General features: G+C 73.3%; 16 protein-coding genes. 10 read left to right on the top strand and 6 right to left on the bottom strand.

The features are described from left to right. Nucleotides 1-203 precede the first annotated feature (203 nt). The 8 genes from OG900_23800 (at nucleotide 204) to OG900_23835 (ending at nucleotide 12,429) form a co-directional block, all read left to right on the top strand. The gene (locus OG900_23800) at nucleotides 204-2,948 is read left to right on the top strand and encodes an AAA family ATPase (GenBank protein WUH92830.1); all 2,745 of its coding nucleotides are present in this window, start codon (nucleotides 204-206) and stop codon (nucleotides 2,946-2,948) included. A 506-nt stretch (nucleotides 2,949-3,454) separates the two neighbouring features. Further along, nucleotides 3,455-4,315: an alpha/beta hydrolase gene (locus OG900_23805; GenBank protein ID WUH92831.1), complete on the top strand. Its 861-nt coding sequence runs from the start codon at nucleotides 3,455-3,457 to the stop codon at nucleotides 4,313-4,315. A gap of 262 nt (nucleotides 4,316-4,577) precedes the next feature. After that, complete coding sequence (locus OG900_23810; protein WUH92832.1) at nucleotides 4,578-6,101, top strand: hypothetical protein; 1,524 nt, start codon at nucleotides 4,578-4,580, stop codon at nucleotides 6,099-6,101. Nucleotides 6,102-6,186: 85 nt separating this feature from the next. After that, nucleotides 6,187-6,549: a hypothetical protein gene (locus OG900_23815; protein ID WUH92833.1), complete on the top strand. Its 363-nt coding sequence runs from the start codon at nucleotides 6,187-6,189 to the stop codon at nucleotides 6,547-6,549. Between the two features lie 174 nt (nucleotides 6,550-6,723). Further along, complete coding sequence (locus OG900_23820) at nucleotides 6,724-9,384, top strand: GTPase-associated protein 1-related protein (GenBank protein WUH92834.1); 2,661 nt, start codon at nucleotides 6,724-6,726, stop codon at nucleotides 9,382-9,384. Between the two features lie 125 nt (nucleotides 9,385-9,509). Beyond that, nucleotides 9,510-10,190 carry a tellurium resistance protein gene (locus OG900_23825; protein WUH95893.1) on the top strand — a complete coding sequence of 227 codons (681 nt, stop codon included), beginning with the start codon at nucleotides 9,510-9,512 and terminating at the stop codon, nucleotides 10,188-10,190. Then, the gene (locus tag OG900_23830; protein WUH92835.1) at nucleotides 10,187-11,062 is read left to right on the top strand and encodes a protein phosphatase 2C domain-containing protein; all 876 of its coding nucleotides are present in this window, start codon (nucleotides 10,187-10,189) and stop codon (nucleotides 11,060-11,062) included. The genes OG900_23825 and OG900_23830 overlap by 4 nt, the downstream gene beginning before the upstream one ends. Before the next feature lie 20 nt (nucleotides 11,063-11,082). After that, on the top strand, nucleotides 11,083-12,429 hold the full coding sequence (locus tag OG900_23835) for a protein kinase (GenBank protein ID WUH92836.1): 1,347 nt from the start codon (nucleotides 11,083-11,085) through the stop codon (nucleotides 12,427-12,429). Nucleotides 12,430-12,491: 62 nt separating this feature from the next. Here the strand turns inward: OG900_23835 and OG900_23840 are convergent, their stop codons facing one another. The 3 genes from OG900_23840 to OG900_23850 all read right to left on the bottom strand — a co-directional run bounded on the left by OG900_23840 (nucleotide 12,492) and on the right by OG900_23850 (nucleotide 16,533). Further along, complete coding sequence (locus OG900_23840) at nucleotides 12,492-14,468, bottom strand: hypothetical protein (GenBank protein ID WUH92837.1); 1,977 nt, start codon at nucleotides 14,466-14,468, stop codon at nucleotides 12,492-12,494. 299 nt (nucleotides 14,469-14,767) lie between these two features. After that, nucleotides 14,768-15,235: a hypothetical protein gene (locus OG900_23845; protein WUH92838.1), complete on the bottom strand. Its 468-nt coding sequence runs from the start codon at nucleotides 15,233-15,235 to the stop codon at nucleotides 14,768-14,770. A gap of 44 nt (nucleotides 15,236-15,279) precedes the next feature. Continuing rightward, nucleotides 15,280-16,533 (bottom strand): hypothetical protein, encoded by a 1,254-nt coding sequence (locus OG900_23850; protein WUH92839.1) that lies wholly within the window; start codon nucleotides 16,531-16,533, stop codon nucleotides 15,280-15,282. Nucleotides 16,534-16,977: 444 nt separating this feature from the next. Between OG900_23850 and OG900_23855 the strand changes: the two genes are divergently transcribed. Next, nucleotides 16,978-18,279 (top strand): hypothetical protein, encoded by a 1,302-nt coding sequence (locus OG900_23855; protein ID WUH95894.1) that lies wholly within the window; start codon nucleotides 16,978-16,980, stop codon nucleotides 18,277-18,279. 109 nt (nucleotides 18,280-18,388) lie between these two features. Then, nucleotides 18,389-19,426 (top strand): DUF389 domain-containing protein, encoded by a 1,038-nt coding sequence (locus tag OG900_23860; GenBank protein WUH92840.1) that lies wholly within the window; start codon nucleotides 18,389-18,391, stop codon nucleotides 19,424-19,426. Between the two features lie 44 nt (nucleotides 19,427-19,470). Here the strand turns inward: OG900_23860 and OG900_23865 are convergent, their stop codons facing one another. From OG900_23865 to OG900_23875, 3 genes are read right to left on the bottom strand one after another with little or no spacing between them, the layout of a single operon-like run. Continuing rightward, on the bottom strand, nucleotides 19,471-20,211 hold the full coding sequence (locus tag OG900_23865) for a methyltransferase domain-containing protein (GenBank protein WUH92841.1): 741 nt from the start codon (nucleotides 20,209-20,211) through the stop codon (nucleotides 19,471-19,473). Next, entirely contained in the window at nucleotides 20,208-20,840 is a 633-nt protein-coding gene (locus OG900_23870; protein ID WUH92842.1) for a DUF2064 domain-containing protein, read from the bottom strand. Before OG900_23870 ends, OG900_23865 begins: the two co-directional genes overlap by 4 nt. Next, the gene (locus tag OG900_23875; GenBank protein ID WUH92843.1) at nucleotides 20,837-21,628 is read right to left on the bottom strand and encodes a glycosyltransferase family 2 protein; all 792 of its coding nucleotides are present in this window, start codon (nucleotides 21,626-21,628) and stop codon (nucleotides 20,837-20,839) included. The genes OG900_23870 and OG900_23875 overlap by 4 nt, the downstream gene beginning before the upstream one ends. Between the last annotated feature and the right edge of the window lies 1 nt (nucleotide 21,629).

The raw sequence follows: 21,629 nt of genomic DNA on the forward strand, positions 1-21,629 counted from the left end.
GCCCCCCGGGGCGTCGAACCCGACTTTCATTCAGTGAAAGTTTTTTTGTCGCCCGGTGGTTCGGGGGTAACATCCGGTCATTCGTCATGTCAATTCGGAACAGAGCAGAGCCGGGCCTCGGTGAAGCTTGCGCACGGTAGCGGCGGTTGACTGGAGCGTGACCGTTGAAGGGCCTTTTCGGGGACAACCCCTCCCATTCCCTGGTGGGGCGTGCGCGCCAAGTCGAAGACATCTGCGACTTCCTCGCCGCCACTCGTCGCGGCGGCGCTCTCCTGCTGTCCGGACACGCGGGAGTGGGGAAAACGGCTCTGCTCGACGCCACGGCGGAAGCGGTGTCCTCGGCGGGGGCGCGAGTCGTGCGTGCCGCCGGAGTCGAATTCGAAGCCGACGTGAGCTACGCCGGCCTCAACCAGCTCCTCTTCCCCCTGGCTGATTTCTTCGGCGAGCTCGACGACGCGCACAGCGGAGCGCTGCGCACGGCGCTGGGCTTCGACAGCGGACCGCCACCGGACCGGCTCGTCGTGTCCAGTGCGACCTTGTTGCTCCTGCGCCAGGTGGCGACCGCGAGCCGGCTGGTCCTCATCGTCGACGACCTGCAGTGGCTGGACCGCATCAGCGCGGGCGTCCTCGCTTTTGTCGCGCGCAGGCTGGAGGGCAGTCGGGTCGGCTTCCTTGGCGCCATGCGGTCGGGGAGCCAGACGCTCTTCCACCGCGTCGGCCTCCCCGAGTACGAAGTTCCGCCGCTGGACGGGATCGCGTCGAGGGAGTTGCTCGACGCCCGGTTTCCCCACCTCGCCGAGCGGGTGAGGGAGCGGCTGCTGGTCGAGGCCGAGGGCAATCCTCTGGCGCTGATGGAGCTGCCGACCGCGCTCAGCGGACCGCAACTCGCGGCCTCGCAGGGCCTTCCGCCCCTGCTGCCCCTCAGCCAGCGGCTGCGGGCCTTGTTCGTCTCCCGGGTCTGCGCGCTTCCCGGCGCCACCCGGAGCCTGCTGCTGCTCGCGGCGCTCGACGGTACCGGTGATCTCGGTGTTCTCCAGGCATCAGCGCGGGAGGCCGGGTGCGACGGCGGTATCGAAGCGCTCACCCCGGCCGAGGAGGACACGCTGGTGCACTTCGACGCGGGCACCAGGCGGCTGGTCTTCCGGCACCCCCTGATCCGCTCGGCCGTGGTGGAGGCCTGCACCACGGCCCAGCGCCGCGCGGCCCATCGGGTCCTTGCCCAGGTGCTGCTGGACCAGCCCGAGCGCCGGGCCTGGCATCTGGGGGAGGCGTCCGTCGAGCCGGACGAGGACGTGGCGATCCTGCTCGAACGGGCCGCCCGCCTCATCTCCGGCCGCGGCAATGCCGGCGGTGCCGTGGCGGCTCTCATACGGAGCGCCGATCTGAGCCCCCGCGGGGAGGACCGGGCCCGCAGGCTGACGGAGGCCGCTTACATCGGCGCCGATGCCACCGGGGATCTGCTCGGTGTGTCGGACCTGCTGGCCCATGCGCGCCGGGCGGACCCGGATCTGACGGACTCCCTGCATTCCGCTGCCGCCGCCGTCTACCTGACCATCAACGGCGGCGGGGACGTCGACACCGCCCACCACATGCTCGTGAGCGCGATCGAGTCCGGCACGCACCGCTACGACGCCAAGGACGCCGCTCTCATCGAGGCGGTTCACCTGCTGCTGCTCCTGTGCTTCTACAGCGGCCGCGCGGAATTGTGGCCTCCCTTCTACGCCGCGCTCGCCCGGCTGCGTCCTGAGCCGCCTCCTCTGCTGTCGGTGGCCGGCAGGACCTTCTCCGACCCGGCCCGATCGGGAGTCGCCGCCCTGGAACAACTGGGGCCCATCCTGGACGGCCTTCCCCACGAGAACGACCCCGGGCGCATCGTGCGGATCGGGACCGCGTCGCTCTACGTGGACAGGTTGGCGGACCTGCGCGAGTCCTCCTGGAGGGTCGTCCTCCAGGGACGGGACGGCGGGCCCCCGCGAAGAACGCTCGGGGCGCTGATGCACTTGTGCCTGGGCGACTACCTGAGCGGTGACTGGGACGAGTGCGATGAACTGGCCGCTGAGGGGCTGAAGCTGTGCGAGGACTCGGGATACCGGTTCTTCGCCTGGTATTTCTGGTACTGCCGAGCCGTCGTCGCCGCCGTGCGCGGTGACGGCGGCTCAGCCGACCGTCTTGCCGACCGGATCACCCGGTTCGCGACACCACGGGGCGTCGGGACGGCACTGCACTTCGCCCGGCACATACGCGCCGTCGCCGACATCGGGCGAGGCGATTTCGAGAGCGCCTACCAGCATGCCGCGGCCATCAGTTCCCCGGGCACCTTCGCCTCCCACGTACCGCACGCGCTGTGGGTGGCGATGGACCTCGTCGAAGCGGCGGTACGTACCGGCCGCCGTGACGAGGCGGCCGCTCATGTACGCGCCATGCAGGACATCGACATGGCGGCGCTCTCACCCCGGCTGGCCCTGCTCGCCGGCGGCTCGGCCGCGCTGTGTGCCGAGAGGGACGAGGACGCGATACGCCTGTTCGGCGAGGCGCTGGCAGTGCCGGGCGCCGAGCGGTGGCCGTTCGATCTGGCCCGGGTGCGGCTCGCCTACGGCGAACGACTGCGGCGGGCACGGGCGAACTCGGACTGCCGGGGACCGCTGAGCCAGGCCAACGACGCCTTCACCCTGCTCAAAGCCCGGCCTTGGACGGAACGTGCTTCCAAGGAGCTGCGCGCCTCCGGATGGACCGCACCGAGAGCCGGCGCGGCGGCGCGTCAGATGCTCACGCCCCAGGAACGGCAGATCGCCGAACTGGCCGCGTCCGGCCTCAGCAACAAGCAGATCGCCGAGCGGCTCTACCTCTCCCACCGAACCATCGGCGCGCATCTCTACCAGATTTTTCCGAAGCTCGGTATTTCCTCGCGAGCCGCACTCCGCGACGCACTTGCCGACTCGGACGATTAATATACGGCGGGCGCACCGGTCCACGGGGGAGCCCCCGGTTTCGCCTAGCGCGAGGAACGGCGGAGTGCACGGCAAGCTGAGCCGATCGATGACCGGCTGCTCCACCGCGGTGAATGTATTTCGCGGATACCTCTGCGGGCGTGCGGGTCCGGCAGCGCCGAACTAAACTCGCGTCCACAAGCGTGCAAAGTTCGAGGTCGCCTTGGTTCTGCCCGGTCCGCTGAAAACGACTTGATACCGATCGCCGGGTTTTCGAACGCCTTTGACGAATCACATGCCAGGTCGGAAGCCGGTTCATGGATCGTCCCGAAGAGTGGAAACCGACAGCTCTCGTGAATTCTGAATCCGTACCCCGTGTGTCATCGGGAGACGGTTCGGAAAACGAAATTACGGCCGGGTGCGGCGCCGCCGGGCTCGCGACGGCGAGTTCGCCAGGAGGGTCGCCGATCGAGCGGGCTTTGCGTGTCCGAGTTCAGCGGATGATCCCCACGAAGGAGAGACTCATCGTGAAGTCCAAGCGACAGCTCAGCCTGCTCGTGCTGGCGACAACGGCAGCAGTCGCCCTGACGGCGAGCTGCGCGTCCGCCGGCGGCGGTCACGCACCCGCCACCAGCGGTCACGCACCCGCCGGTGGGCCCTCGCACGCGGCCACGCCCACGATCGTTCTGGTGCACGGCGCCTGGGCGGACGCCTCCAGCTGGGCAGAGGTGACCGAGCGCCTCCAGAAGCGGGGGTTCACCGTCCTGGCTCCCCCCGACACGCTCCGGGGAGTCGCCACGGACACAGCCAACCTGCGGGCCTTCCTCCAGACCCTCACCGGGCCCGTGGTGCTGGCGGGCCACTCCTACGGCGGCTTCGTCATCACCAACGCCGCGACGGGCCTCGCGAACATCAAGGCGCTCGTCTACGTCGACGCCTTCATCCCCGACAAGGGTGAGACGGTGGGGCAGCTGAGCGCTGCCCAGCCCGGATCGGTGCTGGCCGTACCGGATCCCAGCACGGTCTTCAACACCGTTCCCATCCCCGGCGGCAACGGGGATGTGGACCTGTACGTGAAGCCGAACCTGTTTCCCGGGTTCTTCGCCGCGGGCGTCCCCCTCAACAAGTCCGCGGTACTGGCAGCGGGACAAAGGCCCTTCGCCGCCAGCGCCCTGAACGAGCCGTCCGGGGTTCCCGCCTGGAAGACCATTCCGTCCTGGGCCCTGATCGGCACGGCGGACAGGGTGATCCCCCCGGCCGAACAGCAGATCATGACGGCACGGGCCGGCTCCCACACCGTCAGCGTGAAGGCGCCGCACCTGTCGATGGTGTCCAACCCGGACGCGGTGACCGACGTCGTGATCAGCGCCGTCCAGGGGAGCGACTGAGAATCGAGGCGAGGTTCCCCCGCGGCCTCGGACAGCGAGTGGCCACGCCGCGGGGGTGAGGTCCTGCGTCGGGAGGGCCTGGTGGGGTGGGTGGGAAGGCTATCCGATCGCAACCTTGAACAATCCGGAAACGCGTCCCGTTACGGGCAGGGTTCTTCTACAGTGCTCCTCCAGGCGATCGGCTCACCGTCCACCGGGCAGGTTGGGGGAAGGGGGTGGGGCGGTCTCCGGGGGAGAGGGGAGCCGCCTGTTGAACACACCGATGCCGGTGTTACCCCAGTACAGTCCGGACCTGGTCACCCGGCAGATGTGCGCCACGGCGCACTTGGACGCCGAGTTCGCCCGGGAAGTGCTGGAGGAGTACACCGTCGACCGCGTCCAGTCGGTCGGGCTGCCGTTCGGGGTCAATCTGGTGGCACTGGTGCGGCACGCACTGCTGTCGACGCGGCGCAGGGACGAGCGGGACCGGCAACTGCTGTCGTTACAGGGCCTGTTCGTGCTGCTGATGCTCGCGGCGGTCGGTGCGCTCGGCCAGGGGCAGTCAGGGGTCGCGGGTGGGTTGTGTGTCGCGGCGCTGGCGGTCCTGCCGGTCGGGACGGTCGTCGTCTTCCGCACCGAGTGGGCGGTACGGCAGTCGGTGCTGGACCTCAAGGACAGCGGGCTGTCGGCGCAGCGGCTCGCGCCCGCCGCGGACCCGGCGCTGGAGCAGGAGCTCAAGGGCCTTCGTTCGGCGAACATGGTCGTGTACGGGCTCGACGCGGAGTCACAGAACCCGTTCGTCGGCAGCGGCTGGCGCATCACGGAGTCTGTGTGGAGCCCGTTCGACGTCAGCAAGCCCGCGCAGGCGCCGGGCGGTGGGACGCTGACGCCGGTGCCGTTCACCGCGGCCGACCTGCACCACCACCTGGCCAAGGCGATGCCCCGGGCGACAGGCCTTGACGAACTGAGGGCCCGCAACCGGCTGTACGTACGCGGTCCGAACGTCGCCTCACTCGGGACCGACGCGCTGCCCGACCCGACGCGCAGGCCGCTGGCGTCCATCCCGTCCCGCCTCGTGAAGTCGGGCGCCGTGCACTCGGGCGCCGGTATGGAGACCTACCTGTGTCTGTGGGTCTCCGGCGACGGCGGCCGGGTCCTGGTGTCGATGCACCTCAAGGCGCTGCTCCACCTGCCCGTGCTGTCCTGGGAGGTGGCGGCCTACGTGCTGCCGCCGCTCGGCCCGCGCTTCAAACTGCCCGCCGCGTACGCTGCTTCGGAGAGCCGGCTGCGCTGGGGCGCGGTGCGCGTCGCCGTCCGACTCACCGGCCGCGGCGTGCTCGGCGCCGCCTCCCGGCTGCTGCGCCGGCGATCCCGGGCGGCGGAGCGGGCCCGGACGGTCGAACGGGTACGCCGCGAGATCCTGAAGGGCTACCGCGGCCACGACTACGGGTCGGCGAACAGTCTGCGGGAACGGGCCGCGCACTGGGACGAGATGGGCTACAGCGAACGCCGCGACGCGCAGAAGTACTTCAAGCTGATGGTGCAGGGCGTCCTTGCCTGCACGGCGGAGTTCCTGGAGAGCCGGAACATCGACACGGCCGACCTCACCCACCAGCAGCAGCAGATCGTCAGCCTCCAGACGTACACGTTCAACGGGGCGATCGGCCAGGTCCAGGCCGGCAACCAGAACCAGTTGAACGTCAACCAGGGCGGTCAGCCGCAGGCGCCTGTCGGCGGCGGGGCCGGTGCGGGTGTACCGGCCCCCGGCGGTCCGGCGGGAGCGGTCGCACCGGCCGGTCTCACCTGAGCGACGCGTATCTCCGGTGCCCCGGTGGCCCGACGCCCCTCCCGATCGCCGCGCACGTGACGGCGACTTCGCGAACAGGACGAGGATGAGCAGCTTCAACTTCAACGCGCCCGTCAACGGGCAGATCCAGGTGGGTGATCACACCACCATGAACGTCAACGCCCCCAGCGTCAGCGCCGATTCGCTCCAGTACGGGGACGCGCGGGCAGCCGAGGCCGTCGTGGCGCTGGCGCAGCGCCTCGTCGACGTACTCGCGCAGGAGAACCCGCGGTTGCTGCCGCAGGCGGAGGCGGTGCGCGCGGAGCTGGAGCGCGGCGGTCAGCAGGGCGCGGCGGCTCCGGACACCGGCCGCATCCGGCAGCGGCTGGACCTGATCACCTCCGGGGCGGCGGCCGGGAGCGGGGCGCTCGCCCTGGTCGAGGGGATCATCCATGCGATCGGTGGCTGAACAGCCGTGCGTCTGCCGGTGGTTCGGGGACTGTTCGGTACGCGGCGCGGGGACGGGGACGCGCGCTCGGCCGAGGAGGCACGCCCGGCCGACGGGAGGCATCCGTCCGGCCGGACGCCTCCGGCTCGCGACGAGCACCCGGCTCGGCAGGGGCGCGGGGAAGAGGGCGACACGGTGACGCCGTACCTGCTCCGCTACGAACTGCCGCCCGGAACGCGGCCCGCCGGCCTGTGGGCCGCGCCGGTGCCGGGGCAGCAGCTTCCGCCGGCGGAGATCCTGGACCGGATCAACCTGTTCGTGGCCGACGCGGCGGCCGCGCCGGGGGATCCCGGCTCCGCCGCCACGCTGGGCCACACCCGGCTGCCGGGCGGCGGCGGTACGTTGCTGTGTCGCACGGAGGCGCGACCCGCGGACAGCGGCGACCGTACGCCGCAGCGCGTCACCGCCTGCTACCTGCCGGGCGGCGCGGCGGACCTGCGCGGCCGGCTGCCGGTCGAGCTGTGGCTCGACCCGTTCTGGGAGCAGGAGCAGGCGTCCGCGTGGTCGGAGGTGGACGACCACCCCGAATGGTGCGACGACACGCGCCTCGTGGAGTTCGCCGCCGCGCACGCCGAACGCCTCGAACCCTTTCTCGCCGACGTGCAGCGCCTGTTCGCCTCCCCGGCCGGTCCGCAGATCGTGATCGCCGAACACGACCCGGCGGACGTCGCCCGGTGGATCGCGCTCGCGGGCGCCTCCCTGCCGTACTCCGCTGCCCGGTCGCTGACCTTTCTGCTGCGCACCGACGCTCCGGCGGACGCACCGCACCAAATCGTCGGCATAGGGCCCGGGGCCGATTTCGACCGCGACGACGAGGTCGCGCTGCGCCATCTCCACCGGCTGCACGACGGGCTCGGCGGACCCGGCAGCCCGCCGGAGCGGGGTGTCGACGGGTGGGCGCAAGTGGCCGCCCAGGCATGGCGAAGGGGGATCTCGCCGCGCTCCGCGCCGGCCGGTCCGCAGCAGGTGCACGAGCCGTTCGCCATCGGCCCGCTGGAGAGGGTGCTGCTGCCGCGGGGCCCCGCGCTGCACGGCGTCGAAGCCTGGGCGGCCAGGCCCGGCAACGAGAACGAGTTCGGCGAGGCGGGCCGCGCTCTCCTCGACCACTGCGCGCCCCACGAGCGGGACGAGGACAGCAGCCTGCCCGGCTCCGCCATGACGAACCTCCCCGCCTCCCCACCCCCCACGGGCTCGAATCCGCAACCCGGAGCCTCCGCCGTCCACCGGGAGGGCTCCCGCGACACCCGCGCGGCCGACCGGGTGCGGCCCTACGCCGCCGCCCCGCGGGCCCGTGCCGACGAGGGCGCGCCGCTCAGCTCGCCCGCGCCGGCGAATCTGCTGGCGTGGCTGGGGGTGGGTGTGCCCGCCGGCGGCGGGCAGCACCTGGCGGAGGCGCTCGCGGGGCTCGCGCCGCGGCCGGCGGATCCGGACGGAGCGCAGGGGAGCGACCCGCGACAGCTCGTACGCGAGCAGGCTGTGGTCCGGCTGTGCAGCGCGATCGACGGCCTGCAGACCGAACCGCCCGCCGAATGGGGCGGGTTGCTGGAGCTGCTGCACGCACTGTCGCCGCCAACCGGCAGGGCCGCCGTCACGTCGCCCGGCTCCGAGGCGCCGACGGAGCGGGAGCGGTTCGACATCAAGGTGGCCGCCCGGCTGTCGCGGAGCGTGCTGGACTGGGAGGGCCGCCGGGACAGCCCCGCGACGCGCGCCCTGCTCGAACGGCTGCCGATGCCGTTCGTGGGACTGTTCCTGGAGCAGACGGCGAAGTCCGACCCCGGTCCGCGGCCGACCCGACTGCTGGCCCTGGCAGCGTCACCGCTGGGCAGCTGGCTCGGCCGGGTGGCGGACCGGGCGCCGCTGCGGCTCCGGCTGGTCGTCGAGGCGCACCGGCTCGGTGGGAGCGGCGCCTCCGGGCTGCCGGTGTTCCGCGGACTGGCGGCGCTGCTCCCCGACCCGGCGGAGTGCGAGCCGTCGCTCTACGAACTGGTCTGGTGGCTGGCCTGGCACGACACCGCGCCGACCGCGGCGGAAGCCGCATCCGTGGCGCGCGACTTCCCGACGGGGATGCTCCGGCCGGCAGCACTCGACCTGGAATTGGCCAGGCCGCTGACCGCGCCCGGCCCGATCGCCGACCGGCTCGGCGAACTGGCTCACGCGCTGCTGACGATGGGCGCACAACTCACCGACCAGCAGAGGTCGATCGCACACGTCCTCGACACGGGGTGGCGGCTGACGCAGGGCGGGGTCACACCGACCACCGCGATAGCGCAGATGGACCGCCTGAAGAACTCCGGGTCGATCCGGCAGGACCTGTGGATGTGGTTCGACACCCGGCTCGCGGCGAGGCTGGCTGCCGCCGGCCCGGCGGAGCTGTGCGAGCCGGCCGTACTGGCACGGCTCGGCAAGGCCCTGCACGAGGATCTGCTGCGCCAGTACGTCGCCGCGCAGTTGGCGCCGGAGAACAGGAAGCGGCTGGTCTCCGTGCTGGTGGCGGACCACGGGGCGGCCGCGGCGCTCTTCGTGACGTGGAGCGAGCACTACCAGTGGTGCGGTTCTGAGTGGACCAGCCTCGTGCCACGGCTCGTCGCGGAGGTCTTCGGCGACGTCGCCAAGCGGCTGCGCGACGACGAGCGGGAGCAGGTCGCGTGGCACCTGGACGCCCATCCCGACCCGAAGTGGGTGGGCAAGTGGTGGGAGTTGATCAGATCACTGCCCGACCCGCGCAGCGGGGCCTTCGGCGCGGCGACCGCAAGTCCCTCCCGGCACGAGGAGGGGCCCGATACCGGCCGCGCCTGACCCCGCCCGGCCCCTCCCTTCCGTCCCGCATTTCCCGACCCACGGCAGCACTACACGCGCGGAACCGGACTCACCGACGTCCGGCCGCGGAGAGGACACGCGTGAGCGACATCCCTGGCGGCCCCATGGCCAGCCGTCCCGTCCACTTCATCTGGATCCTCGACTGCTCCGACTCGATGAGCATCATGGGGAAGATCGGAGAACTGAACTTCGCCATCCGCGAAGCGGTTCCCGAGATGCGGAAGGCCGCCTCCGAGAACCCGGCGGCCAGCCTGCTGGTCCGGGCCATCACCTTCGCCCAGTACGCCGCCTGGCACGTCGAAGACCCCACTCCGGTGGACGAGTTCAACTGGAAGGACGTGGGGACCTCCGGATGGACCAGCCTGGGGGAGGCGCTGAAGCTGGCGGCCACCGCGCTCAGCACCCCGCCGATGCCGGAACGCGCGCTGCGCCCGGTGCTGGCGCTGGTCTCGGACGGCCAGCCGACCGACGACTGGCGGGCCGGCCTGCGGGCCATCGACGCCACCCCGTGGGGCAAGCGCGCCGTCCGGGTCGCCATCGCCATCGGGCGGGACGCCGAGAAGAGCGTGCTCAAGGAGTTCCTGGCCAACCCCGAACTGGACCCCATCGAGGCGAAGAACTCCGCGCAGCTGGCCCGTGCCATCCGCTGGGCCTCCACCATGGCGGTACGTGCCTCGTCCACGCCGATCGGCGGCGGGAACGCCGCGCAGAGCAATCTGCTCAAGCAACCGGTGGCCACCCAGCCGCCGGCGTCCGTCGCCGACGACGACGACGAGGTCTGGTGAGGCCGGTCGCGCCTGCCCCCGCCTGGACTCTGCTGCACGACACGGTCAAGGGCCGCAACAAGAGGTTCTCGCAGGACAGTTCGCTGGCCCGGTCGATCGCGGACGGCGGCGTGCTGCTGGCGGTGGCGGACGGGCACGGGGCGAAGGCACATCACCGCAGTCACCTCGGGTCGCGCTGGGCGGTCGAGGAGTTCGCGGCCTGCGTGCAGGTGCTCGCCGAGGACGTGGCGAGTCGGGGGGTCGACGAGACCCGCTGGCCCGCCGTGCTCGCTGCCGCCCGCACTCTGCCGCAGCAGATCACGCACCGCTGGTTGCGCCGGATGGCGCTGTACGAGTCCAACTTCCCCGCGGACGGCGGCGCTTCCCAGCAGCCGGACGCCCGGCCGGACCCGATCCCGTACGGCAGCACGCTGATCGGCGCCCTGCTCGTCGGGCGGCTGCTGCTGTGCTGGAAGCTCGGCGACGGCGACATCGTGCTGGTGGACGAGTACGGCGACGCGTTCGTCCCGCTCTACGACGGGCCGGAGTACGGGGACGAGGCGGACTCGCTGTGCCAGCCGGAGGCGTGGCGGCAGATGCGGTTCTTCTGGCAGCGGCTGCCGGCGGACGGCCGCATCGCCGTGCTGATCTCGACGGACGGGCTGTCCAAGAGCTTCACCGACCACGCCGGTTTCGTCGCCTTCGCCGAGGGGCTGCGGGACCGGGCCCGGGAGCACGGAGTGGGCGCGGTGCAGGCGCAGTTGGCGGACTGGCTGGGCAGGGCGGCGAGTTTCTCGGGAGACGACTCGACGCTCGTCGGCGCGTTCCCCGCCGCACGGTACGCCCCCGGACCGCCGGACGCGCAGCCCCCACCGACCGCAGACGTCCCGTAGGACACGAAAGGATCTCCGAGATGAACGGCATGCTCCCGGACGGGCACCAACTGATCTCCGACAAGGGCGAGAACATCACGGTGAGCCGGCTCTTCGGAGCCGGCGGCCAGGGCGAGGTGTATCTGGCCAGGACCGCGCAGGGCGACCGCGCGGTCAAGTGGTACTACCCCGCGCAGGCCACCCAGATGCAGCGCCACATCCTGGAGGGCCTGGTCCAACTCGGCTGGCGGGACCCGCGGTTCCTCTGGCCGCAGTCCCTGGTCTGGGACCCCAAGGCGCTCAGCGGCGGCTTCGGCTACCTGATGGACGTACGGCCCGACGCGTTCCAGGACCTCCAGGCCCTCTTCCGGCGCGACCCCTCGGTCGGCAAGGTCACCCCGCGCGTTCAGGTGATCACCGCGCTGAACATCGTGGAGGCCTACCACGCTCTGCACGCGCAGGGCATCGCCTACCGCGACATCAACTGGGGGAATGTCTTCTTCAACCCCGTTACCGGCGACGTGCTGGTCTGCGACAACGACAACGCGGTCTTCGAGGGCTCCGAGGCGGCGGTCGCGGGGACCATGGACTTCATGGCGCCGGAGCTGGTGCGCGGCGACCCGGGGGCGATACCCGGCACACAGAGCGACCTGCACTCCCTCGCGGTGCTGCTGTTCATGCTGTTCATGAACCACCACCCGTTCCAGGGCAAGCTCGCCCTGGACATCCGGTGCCTGGACGAGCCCGCGCAGCGGCGCCTCTACGGCACCCGGCCGGTCTTCGTCTACGACCCGGCGAACCGGGCCAACCGGCCGGTGCCCGGTGAGCAGGACACCGTCATCGCGACGTGGCACACCATGCCGGAGGTGCTGCGGGACCTGTTCGTGCAGACCTTCACCCGCGGTCTGGCCGACCCGACCGAGCGGGCCCGCGAGGGCGAGTGGCGGGGCGCGCTGAGCACCGTGCTGGACAACATCCTGCAGTGCGCGCAGTGCGGCAAGCTGAACCTCACCCAGGCGGGCGGCTCGGCGCCGGACTGCTGGAAGTGCGGGCGCAGGCTGGTCCTCCCGGCCCAACTGGAGATCCTCACCGGCGTGGGTGTCGTCCGCCGCAGCCGCACCATCAGCCTGGTGCCCGGCAGTCGCATCTACCGGCACCACGTCGTGGGCGACGTGGACCGGCACGACTTCACCGACGTCGTCGGTGAGGTCACCGAACACCCCAAGAACCCGGGGCGGTTCGGCCTCACCAACCGGTCGTCGAGCGCCTGGCGCTCGCGCCGCCCGGACGGCACCGGCCAACCTGTCGAATCCGGGAAGACGGTGGGGCTGCGGGCCGGTACGACCATCGAGTTCGGCACCGGGACGGAGGGCGTGGTCAAAGCCTGACGGCCATGGGCACAGGGCGGCTGCGGGCCCGTACGACGGGCCGGGCCGCGTCCGCCACCGGGTCAGCCGTGCCCGCGCCGGGCCCGTACCCACTGCCGCAGTCGCCGCGGCGCCCGACGCCACCACGCGGCCGGCTCGGCAAGGGCGGGGTCGAGGGTGGTGTCGAGGGCTGCCCCCACCGCCTCCGGCGCAAACCGCGGGGGCGGCGGCCCTGGCTGGGCGGGGACCGCGGCCGGCAGCGCCGGCACGCTCTCCCTGGCGGAATCGCCGATCACCGCGGCCGCGTCGGGCCGCGGCACGGCGGTGACCGTCACCACGGCCGCGCGGCCGTCCAGCGGGATCTCCGCTCCGTCGGCGCCCATCCGGCTGCGGGCCAACCGCCGTTCGCGCACCCGACCGCCCTGCTCCCAGCGGACCAGCGCCAGCACGGCCGGCTCGGGCCAGCCGAACCGCACCCGGGCGGCGCCGGGCCCGGTGCGCTGTACGGTCAGGCCGGTCACCGCGCGCGGCACCTCGATGAGCACGCTCGGGCCGGCCACCGCGCGGCCGTTCAGTACGCTGACCACCATCATCCGGTTCACCTCGCCCTCGGCCGGCCGCAGCACCACGCGCCGGGCGGCGCCGGCGCCGTCCTCGACGGCCACGTCCGCCTCGGCCTGCGGCAGCCGGCCCAGCAGCGCCGACACGTCCTCGCCGGGCGCCGCCCGCCACGCCCGCCACAACACCGCTCGCCCCGCGCCCCGGGCGGGCGGCGACCACACGATCTCCACCCGGCCGTCGTCGAACACCCGGCGTACGGAGACGTCCGGCACCGGCGTCGGCCACTCCTCGGCGCGGGCCGATACCGTACGGCCCCGCGACCACACCAGGGCGCCGTCCGGCGCGCGGTAGCCGGTACTGACGCGGTACCAGTGGTCGCCGGCCGGCAGCGGGCGGTCGAGCAGGCCGGACTGCCCGCCGGGTACCGGCGGCTCCGTGCCGCGCGCCACCTGGACGGCGGCGGCCCGCCGGTGCGCGCGCCAGCTCAGCGCGACGCCGTCCGGCACGGCTTTCCAGGACAGCCGCGCCACCTCCGGTGTGCACAGCAACGCCTCGCAAGCGTGGGGAAGCTCGACCACGCGGTCCGCGTTCAGTGCCAGCACCGCATACCGCAGCCGTACTCCGGTGGGCACGTCCGCGTCGCGCGCGGTCGCGGTGCCCCCGGTCGCGGGTACCTCGACGGCCTGCTCCGGTGCGCCGTCGGGAAAGCGGAAGGCGGTGTAACTCACCGGGCCGCGGCGCCGCGCCCCGGTGCGTACCGGCTCCCAGTCGAGCATCACCTCGTCCTCGTCGAGGCGTGCGGTCAGCGGGCCGCCGGCGGGATCGGCCGCGTCTGCCCGCGCCGCGGCCAGGCCGAGCAGCCCGGCGCGGGCCCGCGGGTCGTCCACCGAGAGGCGCGCGGCGCCGAGCCAGGCGGTGCCCGCCGACTCCAGCGCCCCGGTCCGCTGGCGCTCGGCCGCGGCGCTGACCAGCGCCTCCACCGCGGCCGTACGGCGGTCCAGGTCGGCCAGCGCGTCGGCGAGCACCGGGTCGGTGTCCGCGCCCGCGTCGCCGCTCCGCAGCACCGCCGCGAGCTCCGCGGCCCGGTGCAGCCGGCGCTCCCGTACGACGTCGGTGAACGTCTCGGCCGCCTCCCGGACCGGTCCGGGAGCCGGGAAGCCGGCCGCGACCGTCGACGCCAGCAGCGCGGACTCCGCCGGGTCCACCCCGAGCTGCTCGGCCGCCGCGGCGGTCGGGCCGCCGGGACCGTCCGCGAGCAGGCAGGACAGTTGGTAGAGCACCACCCGGCGCAGGTGCATGACGTCGCCGGCGGTGTGGCGGCGCAGCCACGCCAGCACCGACCTGATCGCATCGGCCCGCGGTTCCGCACTGCCCTCCCAGCGCTTCCTGCAGTCATTGACGAAGGCCGCGTCGACCCGCAGCCAGTGCCCGCCGCGCCCGGAGATCCACACCCCGTCGAGCACCCGGAACGTCGGGCCCTGTACCGCTGCACCGTCCATGGGCGGCAACTGCCCCGCTTGCGGCGCCCGCAGCATCGGATCGAGCGCGTGCCGGAACCCCAGCCCAGCGAGCCGCAGCCCGAACCCGCCGAACCCGGCCAACCCGGGGAACACCGGCATCCTCGGCCCGGACGGTGCCGCGGTGTCCGCCGTGCCGGCCGGCGCGGACCAGACGCCGGCGTCCGGTGCGTCCGGCGGCGCGGGCCGTACGGGCGGACCCGGCGGCGGGGGGCCCGCTGCCGCGTCCGCTGCCCTGCGCTGCCCGCGAGGGCTCGTGGCCGGTCCGGCCGCCGCGCCGCTCAACGGGGGGTTGTGTAGAAGTAGACCCACACCTTCGCTGTGTTCGACGCGGCCTGGAGATTGAGGAAGTCCTCGGTCGCTGTGTCGCGGTCGAACATGCGGGGGCGGGCGGTCTGGAGGAGGGCGTTGACGCGGCGGGCGTAAGCCGTGCCGTTCTGGGTGCCGCCGAAGGTGAGCACGAAGGCGGCCTGTTGGGTGCCGTGCGAGGCCGTCGCGTTCCTGATCTGGCGGATAAGCGAAGCGTCATCCGTGCCGGAGACCCGGAATTCGAAGCGGCTCTTCATCACCGAGCGAGGGCCGGCGGGGGTGGTGGTCGGCTTCGGCTTCGGCTTCGCGGTGTGCGTCGGCGAAGGCCGCGGCGTCGGGCGCTGCTCGGCCAGCGGGTCGGCCTGGTCGCCCATCGCGACCAGGGCCAGGACGAGCAGGAAGTCCGCGAAGAGCCAGCCGGCGAGTGCGAGCGGGCCCAACCGTGCCCGCCGACCGCTCCGTCGGCGCGGTGCAGGCAGCCGGGTCACCCGGTCGCCCCCGCGCCGTGGGGGGCGGCGTCGGAGGGCTGCGTCGCGCCGGACAGCACCCGGATTCCGGCGTCGAGCCGGGCCGCGGCGTCCAGCCAGTGCGCGGCCGCCGCGTCCCACTGCTCGGACGCCTTGCGCAAGTCCTCGACGGCCTCGCCGGTGCGGTCCGCGCTGCGGACCATGGACTGCGACGCCTCATGGGACGCCCGCAGCGCCTGGTCCGACAGCCCGACGAGCTGCTGCTGCGCCGCGGACACGTCCTTCAGGGCGGTGTCGACGACCAGGGCCGCCCGTTCGATGCGGTCGCCGACCTCGCGCACCGCGGTGACGTTGTCCTGCCCGGTGCGGGTGGTGTGCTCCTGCGCCGTGCGGACGGCCGCGGCGCCGTCGGTCACCGCTGTCTCGATCCGGCCGGCCACGGCACCGAGCGTCGGTACCTCACGTGCCAGCCGGTCGGTGGCGGCCGAAACGCCCTGCGCCGCCAGCTCGGTGGCCTCGGCGACCTGCACCAGCTTGCTGTGCGTCTTGTTCGCCCGGTCCGTCAGCGTCCGCAACTGGCCCGCCGCCTTGGTGAGTTCGGAGGAGAACCGCTGGGGCGAGGCGTTCCGGTGCGCGGCCAGCGCGAGCTGCGTACGGGTCAGCACGGACGTCAGGCGGCCGACCACCAGGACCCCTTCGGCCTCCTGCGCGGCCTGTTCGTTCTCCGCGCGGGTCCGGGCCCAGGCGTGCCACACCGCGAGCAGCAGCAGGACGCCGATGAAGCCGACCGCCGTGAGCGCGACGCTGTCGAACCGTTCGTACGACGACAGGTGGCCGTCGAAGCCGGACTGCCACAGCTGGAGGAACGGCCGGGACGCCTCCTTCGGACTGTCCTTCGCCAGCTTGCCGTAGGCACCGCTGGCGAGCCGCAGTCCCGCCCAGGTGACCAGCAGCGGTATGAAGACCATCACGCCGAGGGCCGCCTCCAGCGGGGCCTCCCGCACATTGCGGACCCAGCTCCACATCCGCTTCCCGGCGGCGCCGGAACCGCGGGGCCGGGCCGCCGTGGCGGCCACCGGCTCCAGCAACTCCGGCCGCGCGAAGGCCTGGAGGAGGTCAAGCTCGGCCCAGGTCTCCAAGTCCCTGCCGTGCTGGAGGTCGTCGGCCAGCGCCTGTAACTCCCGCTTCCGGCCCCCCAGTTGCGGCTGGTCGGCCAAGGACGTCAACTCGCGCGCCAGCTCCGCGGGGTCCACCAACGCCGAAAGCGGCACAGCCTCACTCCCCCTGTTTCCCGTCCTGCGGTCTTTCGCCCCAACCCCCGGGGAGCAGCACTCCACCACGTTTCGCATGCGGGGGCAGCGGAGTGTCCAAGTCGTGACCATCGCGGCCCGCCGCGGGCCGGACTCCTCCCGGGCGGCCCGGGGAACGGCTCAGCCGGCCCGGCCCGGCCACCGGGCCGGAGGACGCTGTGGGGCTTTCGTCACTACGGGCCCCGGGGCCGGACAGGAGCATCTGCCGGCCGGAGTCATGACGAAAGTCTGACGTCCTGCCCTCACACCCTCATCCACGGCCGCGAAGTCCCTACGGTACGACGGGTGACTCCAAGGACCTCCTCTCCGCTCGAAGCCGCTCAGGCCGTCCCCGGCGACGGCGGCAGTGACGCAACTGCCGCCCATGGCAGGCGGTGGGATCTGGTCGCCGGCGGCGCGGCACTCGTGTTCTTCGCGGCGATGGCCGGCATAGGCGGCTACCTGCAGCGCGACAGCTATGTCCTCCGCTCTCCCTTCCCCCCGCTGGAGGGATGGTGGATGCCGCACGTCGGCCCCGGCACTCCGCCGGCGGCGATCATCGCGGTGCTTGTGTGCGTTTACGGACCCGCGCTGGCGCGACGTCTGTCCTGGCGGGCGCTGCTGTGGTCGGCGTGGGCGGGGGCGACGGCGTGGACCTGGTCCCTGGCCCTGGTGGACGGCTGGCAGCGGGGCGTGGCGGGCCGGCTGGAGGCGAGCGGCGAATACCTGGTCGGTGTCCGGCGCTTCGACGAGGCGGGCCCGGCGGTGCGCGGCTTCACCCGGCACATCCTGCTGGGCTCGCCGGACCACTGGCCCGCGCACATCGCGGGACATCCCGTCGGGGCCGTCCTGACCTTCGTGGGCCTGGACCGGATCGGCCTGGGCGGCGGAGCCTGGGCCGGAGCCTTCTGCATCACCGCCGGTACGTCAGCGGTCGTGGCCGTCCTCACGACCCTGCGGCTCCTCACCGGCGAGGACCACGCCCGCGCCGCGGCGCCTTTCCTGGTCCTCTTCCCGGGCGCGGTCTGGGTGGGTGCCTCCGCTGACGGCTACTTCACGGGTGTCGCCGCCTGGGCGCTGGCCCTGCTCGCCCTCGCTGCCACCCGCACGTCCCCCGGGCGTACGGCCGCCGCCGGGCTCGGCAGCGGGCTGCTGTTCGGCGCGGCCTTCTACCTCTCCTACGGGCTGACGCTCCTGGTCGTGCCCGCGGCCGCGATCCTGCTCTGTGCGCGCAGCCTGCGCCCTGTCCCGTACCTCCTGCTGGGGATCGCCGGGGTCGCCGCCGTCTTCACCGCCGCCGGGTTCGACTGGTGGGAGGCCTACGGGCTGCTGCGTACGCGCTACTACCAGGGCTACGGCGGGGTACGGCCCTACAGCTACTGGTTCTTCGGGGACCTCGCCACGGTGGTCGCGGCGGCCGGCCTCGCCTGTGCGGCCGGACTGCGCGGCGCTCTCGCCGCCGTGACGGCGCCCGTGGAGGGCGGGTGGAGGCGGTGGGACCCGCGGACGGCGGCCGCGGTGCTCCTGCCCTGCGGATTCCTGCTGGCCGTTCTCGCGGCGGACCTGTCCGGGATGAGCAAAGCCGAGACGGAGCGCATCTGGCTGCCCTTCACGCTGTGGCTCACGACCGCGGCCGCCTTCCTGCCGCGCCGGGACCACCGCCCGTGGCTGGCCGCGCAGGCCGCGACGGCCCTGCTCGTCAACCACCTGCTGATCACCGTCTGGTGAAGCGGCTCGGGGCGGTCAACGCGGGGTCCCTGATTGCGTAGGGTCTTCCCCGAAGGCGCCCGCGGACGGCGGGTGCCGCGACACGACGACGATCCCACCGGAGGCGGCGGTGCTCCATCTGCGGCTGATCGTCCCGGCGGACCTCACCGGCGAGGTGACCAGGCGCATATCGTCGGCCGTCGGGGCGACTCACCTGACGGTTGTCAAGGGCGCCGCCCTGGATCCGGTCGGCGACCTCGTCACCGCCGACGTCGCCCGCGAGGCCGCCGACGCCCTGCTGGCCGAACTGCGCGGGCTCGGCGTCGACGAACGCGGCTCGATCTCCGCCGACCCCGTCGACCTGTCGCTGTCCAGCAGCGCCGACGCCGCGGAGAAGGCGGCGCCCGGCGACGGAGCGGACGCGGTGCTGTGGGAGTCGATGACGGAGCTGAGCCACGAGGAATCCACCCTCAGCGTCACCTACATGGCCTTCCTGACCCTCGCCACCATGCTCGCCGCCTACGGGGTGATGCTGGACAGCGCCATCCTGGTCGTCGGCGCGATGGCGGTGGGACCGGAGTTCGGACCGCTCGCGGGCTTCTGCACCGGTCTGATCCGGCGGCAACGGAGCCTGGTGCGCCGTTCGTCGATCGCCCTGCTGGTCGGCTTCCCCGCGGCGACGGCGGCGACCGGTGCCTTCAGCGCGCTCATGGACCTCTTCGGACTCTTCAACCGCGCGCGGTTCGACGCCCCGCACCCGGCGACCCAGTTCATCTGGCAGCCCACCGCCGACTCCTTCGTCGTGGCCCTCCTCGCCGGCGTCGCGGGAATGCTCTCCCTCACCTCGGCCAAGTCCGGTGCGCTGGTGGGCGTGGCGATCTCGGTGACCACGGTGCCCGCCGCAGCCGACGCGGCGCTGGCCCTGTCCTACGGTGCCTGGCACGAGGCATTCACCTCTGCCTGTCAGCTGGCACTCAACCTCGCCGGCATCGTGGTGGCCGGCTGCCTCACCCTCCTCGCACAGAAGATCCTCTGGGCGCGAACAGGCCGGGACCGCCGGTCTCCTCGCGACCCGGCGGCCGAGCAGTCACCGCGTCCGGAAGCGGCCGCGGACCCGGTGGCACGGGCACTTCGGCGCAGGGGCACCGCAGTCCGCCCGCATCGGTGACCGACCCCCTGCCCTGGCCCGCCGGCACGCCGACCCGTTCCGCGTCACGGTGTTCCGGAGGCTTCGGCGGCGGCGTCCCCGGGAGCCGCGGGCTGCCGGGGAGAGCGCCGCAGGGCGACGAAGCGGCGGTTCGACGAGGTCCAGGTGTCGGCGGGACGCCATCCCGCGGAGGCGGCGTGGCGGGTCAGCGCGCTGATGCCGACCCGGGACCAGGGGAAATACTGGCTGTGGGCGCCGATGCCGTTGCCGAGCCGGACCTGGACCTTCTCGTCCAGGTCGTCGCCCGCGCCGTCGGGCGCGGTCTCGACGATCAGCGCCGCGGCGGGATGGACGGCTTCGGCGATCCGGGTCAGCAGGGCGGCGGGGTCGCCGCCGATGCCGATGTTGCCGTCGATGAGCAGCCCTGTCCGCCAGTCCCCTTCACGCGGCAGCGGGTCGAACACCGAGCGGGCCAGAGCGTTGCCACCGGCCCGCCGGGCACGGCGGACCGCTTCGGCGCTGACGTCGATGCCCAGCGCGGGGCGGCCCTGCTCGGCCAGCGCGGTGATGAGCCGGCCCGGTCCGCAGCCGATGTCGAGCACCGGCCCCCGGCAGCGTGCGAGCACGGTGAGATCCGCCGCGTCCGGCCGGGAGCACCAGCGTTCGACGTCCAGCGGGAGGAGCCAGCCGTCGGCGCGGTGCAGATAGAGCGGGCCCCGGCCGGTGCGCAACGCGCGGGTGTACGGGTCGGCGCTCCACCAGTCGTGGCGCCGGCTGGTGGGGACCCCGGTGAAGGGCGCGCTCACCGCGCCTCCGCCGGGGCGAGCCGGGCCATGGCGGCGGCGAAGCGGGTGTGCGGCGCCTGCGCCGCGACCAGTTCGGCGTCGAGGGCGGTGTCCACGTCCCGCAGCAGCGGCAGTTCCCCGACGGCCAGGCCCGCGGCGGTGAGCCGTTCGTGCTGCAACCGGCCTGTCTCGCACGTGGACATCGGCACGCCCTTCACCAGCGCCGGATCGGGATCGGCCAGGCCCAGCGCCCAGAACCCGCCGTCCGCGGCCGGGCCGAACCACGCGGAGCACCCCTCCCACGCGGCGGGTTCCAGCGCGGGCCGCAGCAGGGCCGGCGTCACCTGAGGGGTGTCCATGCCGATCAGCAGCGCCGGGCCGTCGCACCGCCCGAACGCGGCTGCCAGCCGGTCGTCGAGCCCGCCCTCCGCCTGCGGTACGACGTCGATGCCCGGCGGCAGCCAGGGGCCGGGCACGCCGTCCAGCACCAGCACGCGGCGGTCCGCCGGAGCGGCCAGGACGGCGGCCAACGTGTCGGCGAGCGCCGCCTCGGCCAACGCGGCCGCCTCCCGCGGGGAATACGGCGGTGTGAGCCGGGTCTTGACGCGGCCGGGCACCGGTTCCTTCGCGATCACCAGGAGCGTCGTCATCGCACGCTCCCGCGCTCGACCGAGGCGTGCGCCGCCGGGCCGGGCACACCGCCCGTGCCGGGTTCCGTCCCGCCGGGCCGGGCCGCTCCCCGCGCGGCGGTGGCGGGCACCGGCGGCGCCGCCAGGACCCCGCGCATGTCGTGGACGGCCTGCCAGGTACCGCGCCAGGTGCCGGTGACCTTGGACTTGCCGGCTCGCGGGAAGTAGGGGACGTCCTGCTCGACGACGCGCCAGCCCGCGTCGGCGGCCCGTACCACCATCTCCAGCGGGTAGCCGCTGCGCCGGTCGGCCAGCCCGAGGCTCAGCAGCGCGTCGCGCCGCGCCGCCCGCAGGGGCCCGAGGTCCCGCAGCTGCAGACCGGTCCGGCGGCGCAGCATCCTGGCCAGTGCCAGGTTGCCGGCCCTCGCGTGGAGCGGCCACCCGGCGTGCCGCTCGGGCCTCCGCCGCCCGAGCACGAGGTCGGCGTCGCGGGCCGCGATCCGTTCGACGAAGGCGGGCAGCAAGGCGGGGTCGAGCGAGGCGTCGCAGTCGCAGAAGCACACGAACTCGGCCTCGGCGGCGAGCAGTCCGGCGTGGCAGGCGGCGCCGAAGCCGCGCAGGGTCTCGCGCACCACGGTCGCACCCAGCCCGGCGGCGATGGCGGCGGAGCCGTCGGTCGACCCGTTGTCGACGACGATCGCCCGCCAGCCGGGCGGGATCCGGCCGAGCACCCAGGGCAGCGCGCGGGCCTCGTCCAGGCAGGGCAGCACGATGTCGGCGATCGGTGGGACGCCGTTACGGCCGGGCATG

Source organism: Streptomyces sp. NBC_00433, from assembly GCA_036015235.1.
GTDB lineage: Bacteria > Actinomycetota > Actinomycetes > Streptomycetales > Streptomycetaceae > Actinacidiphila.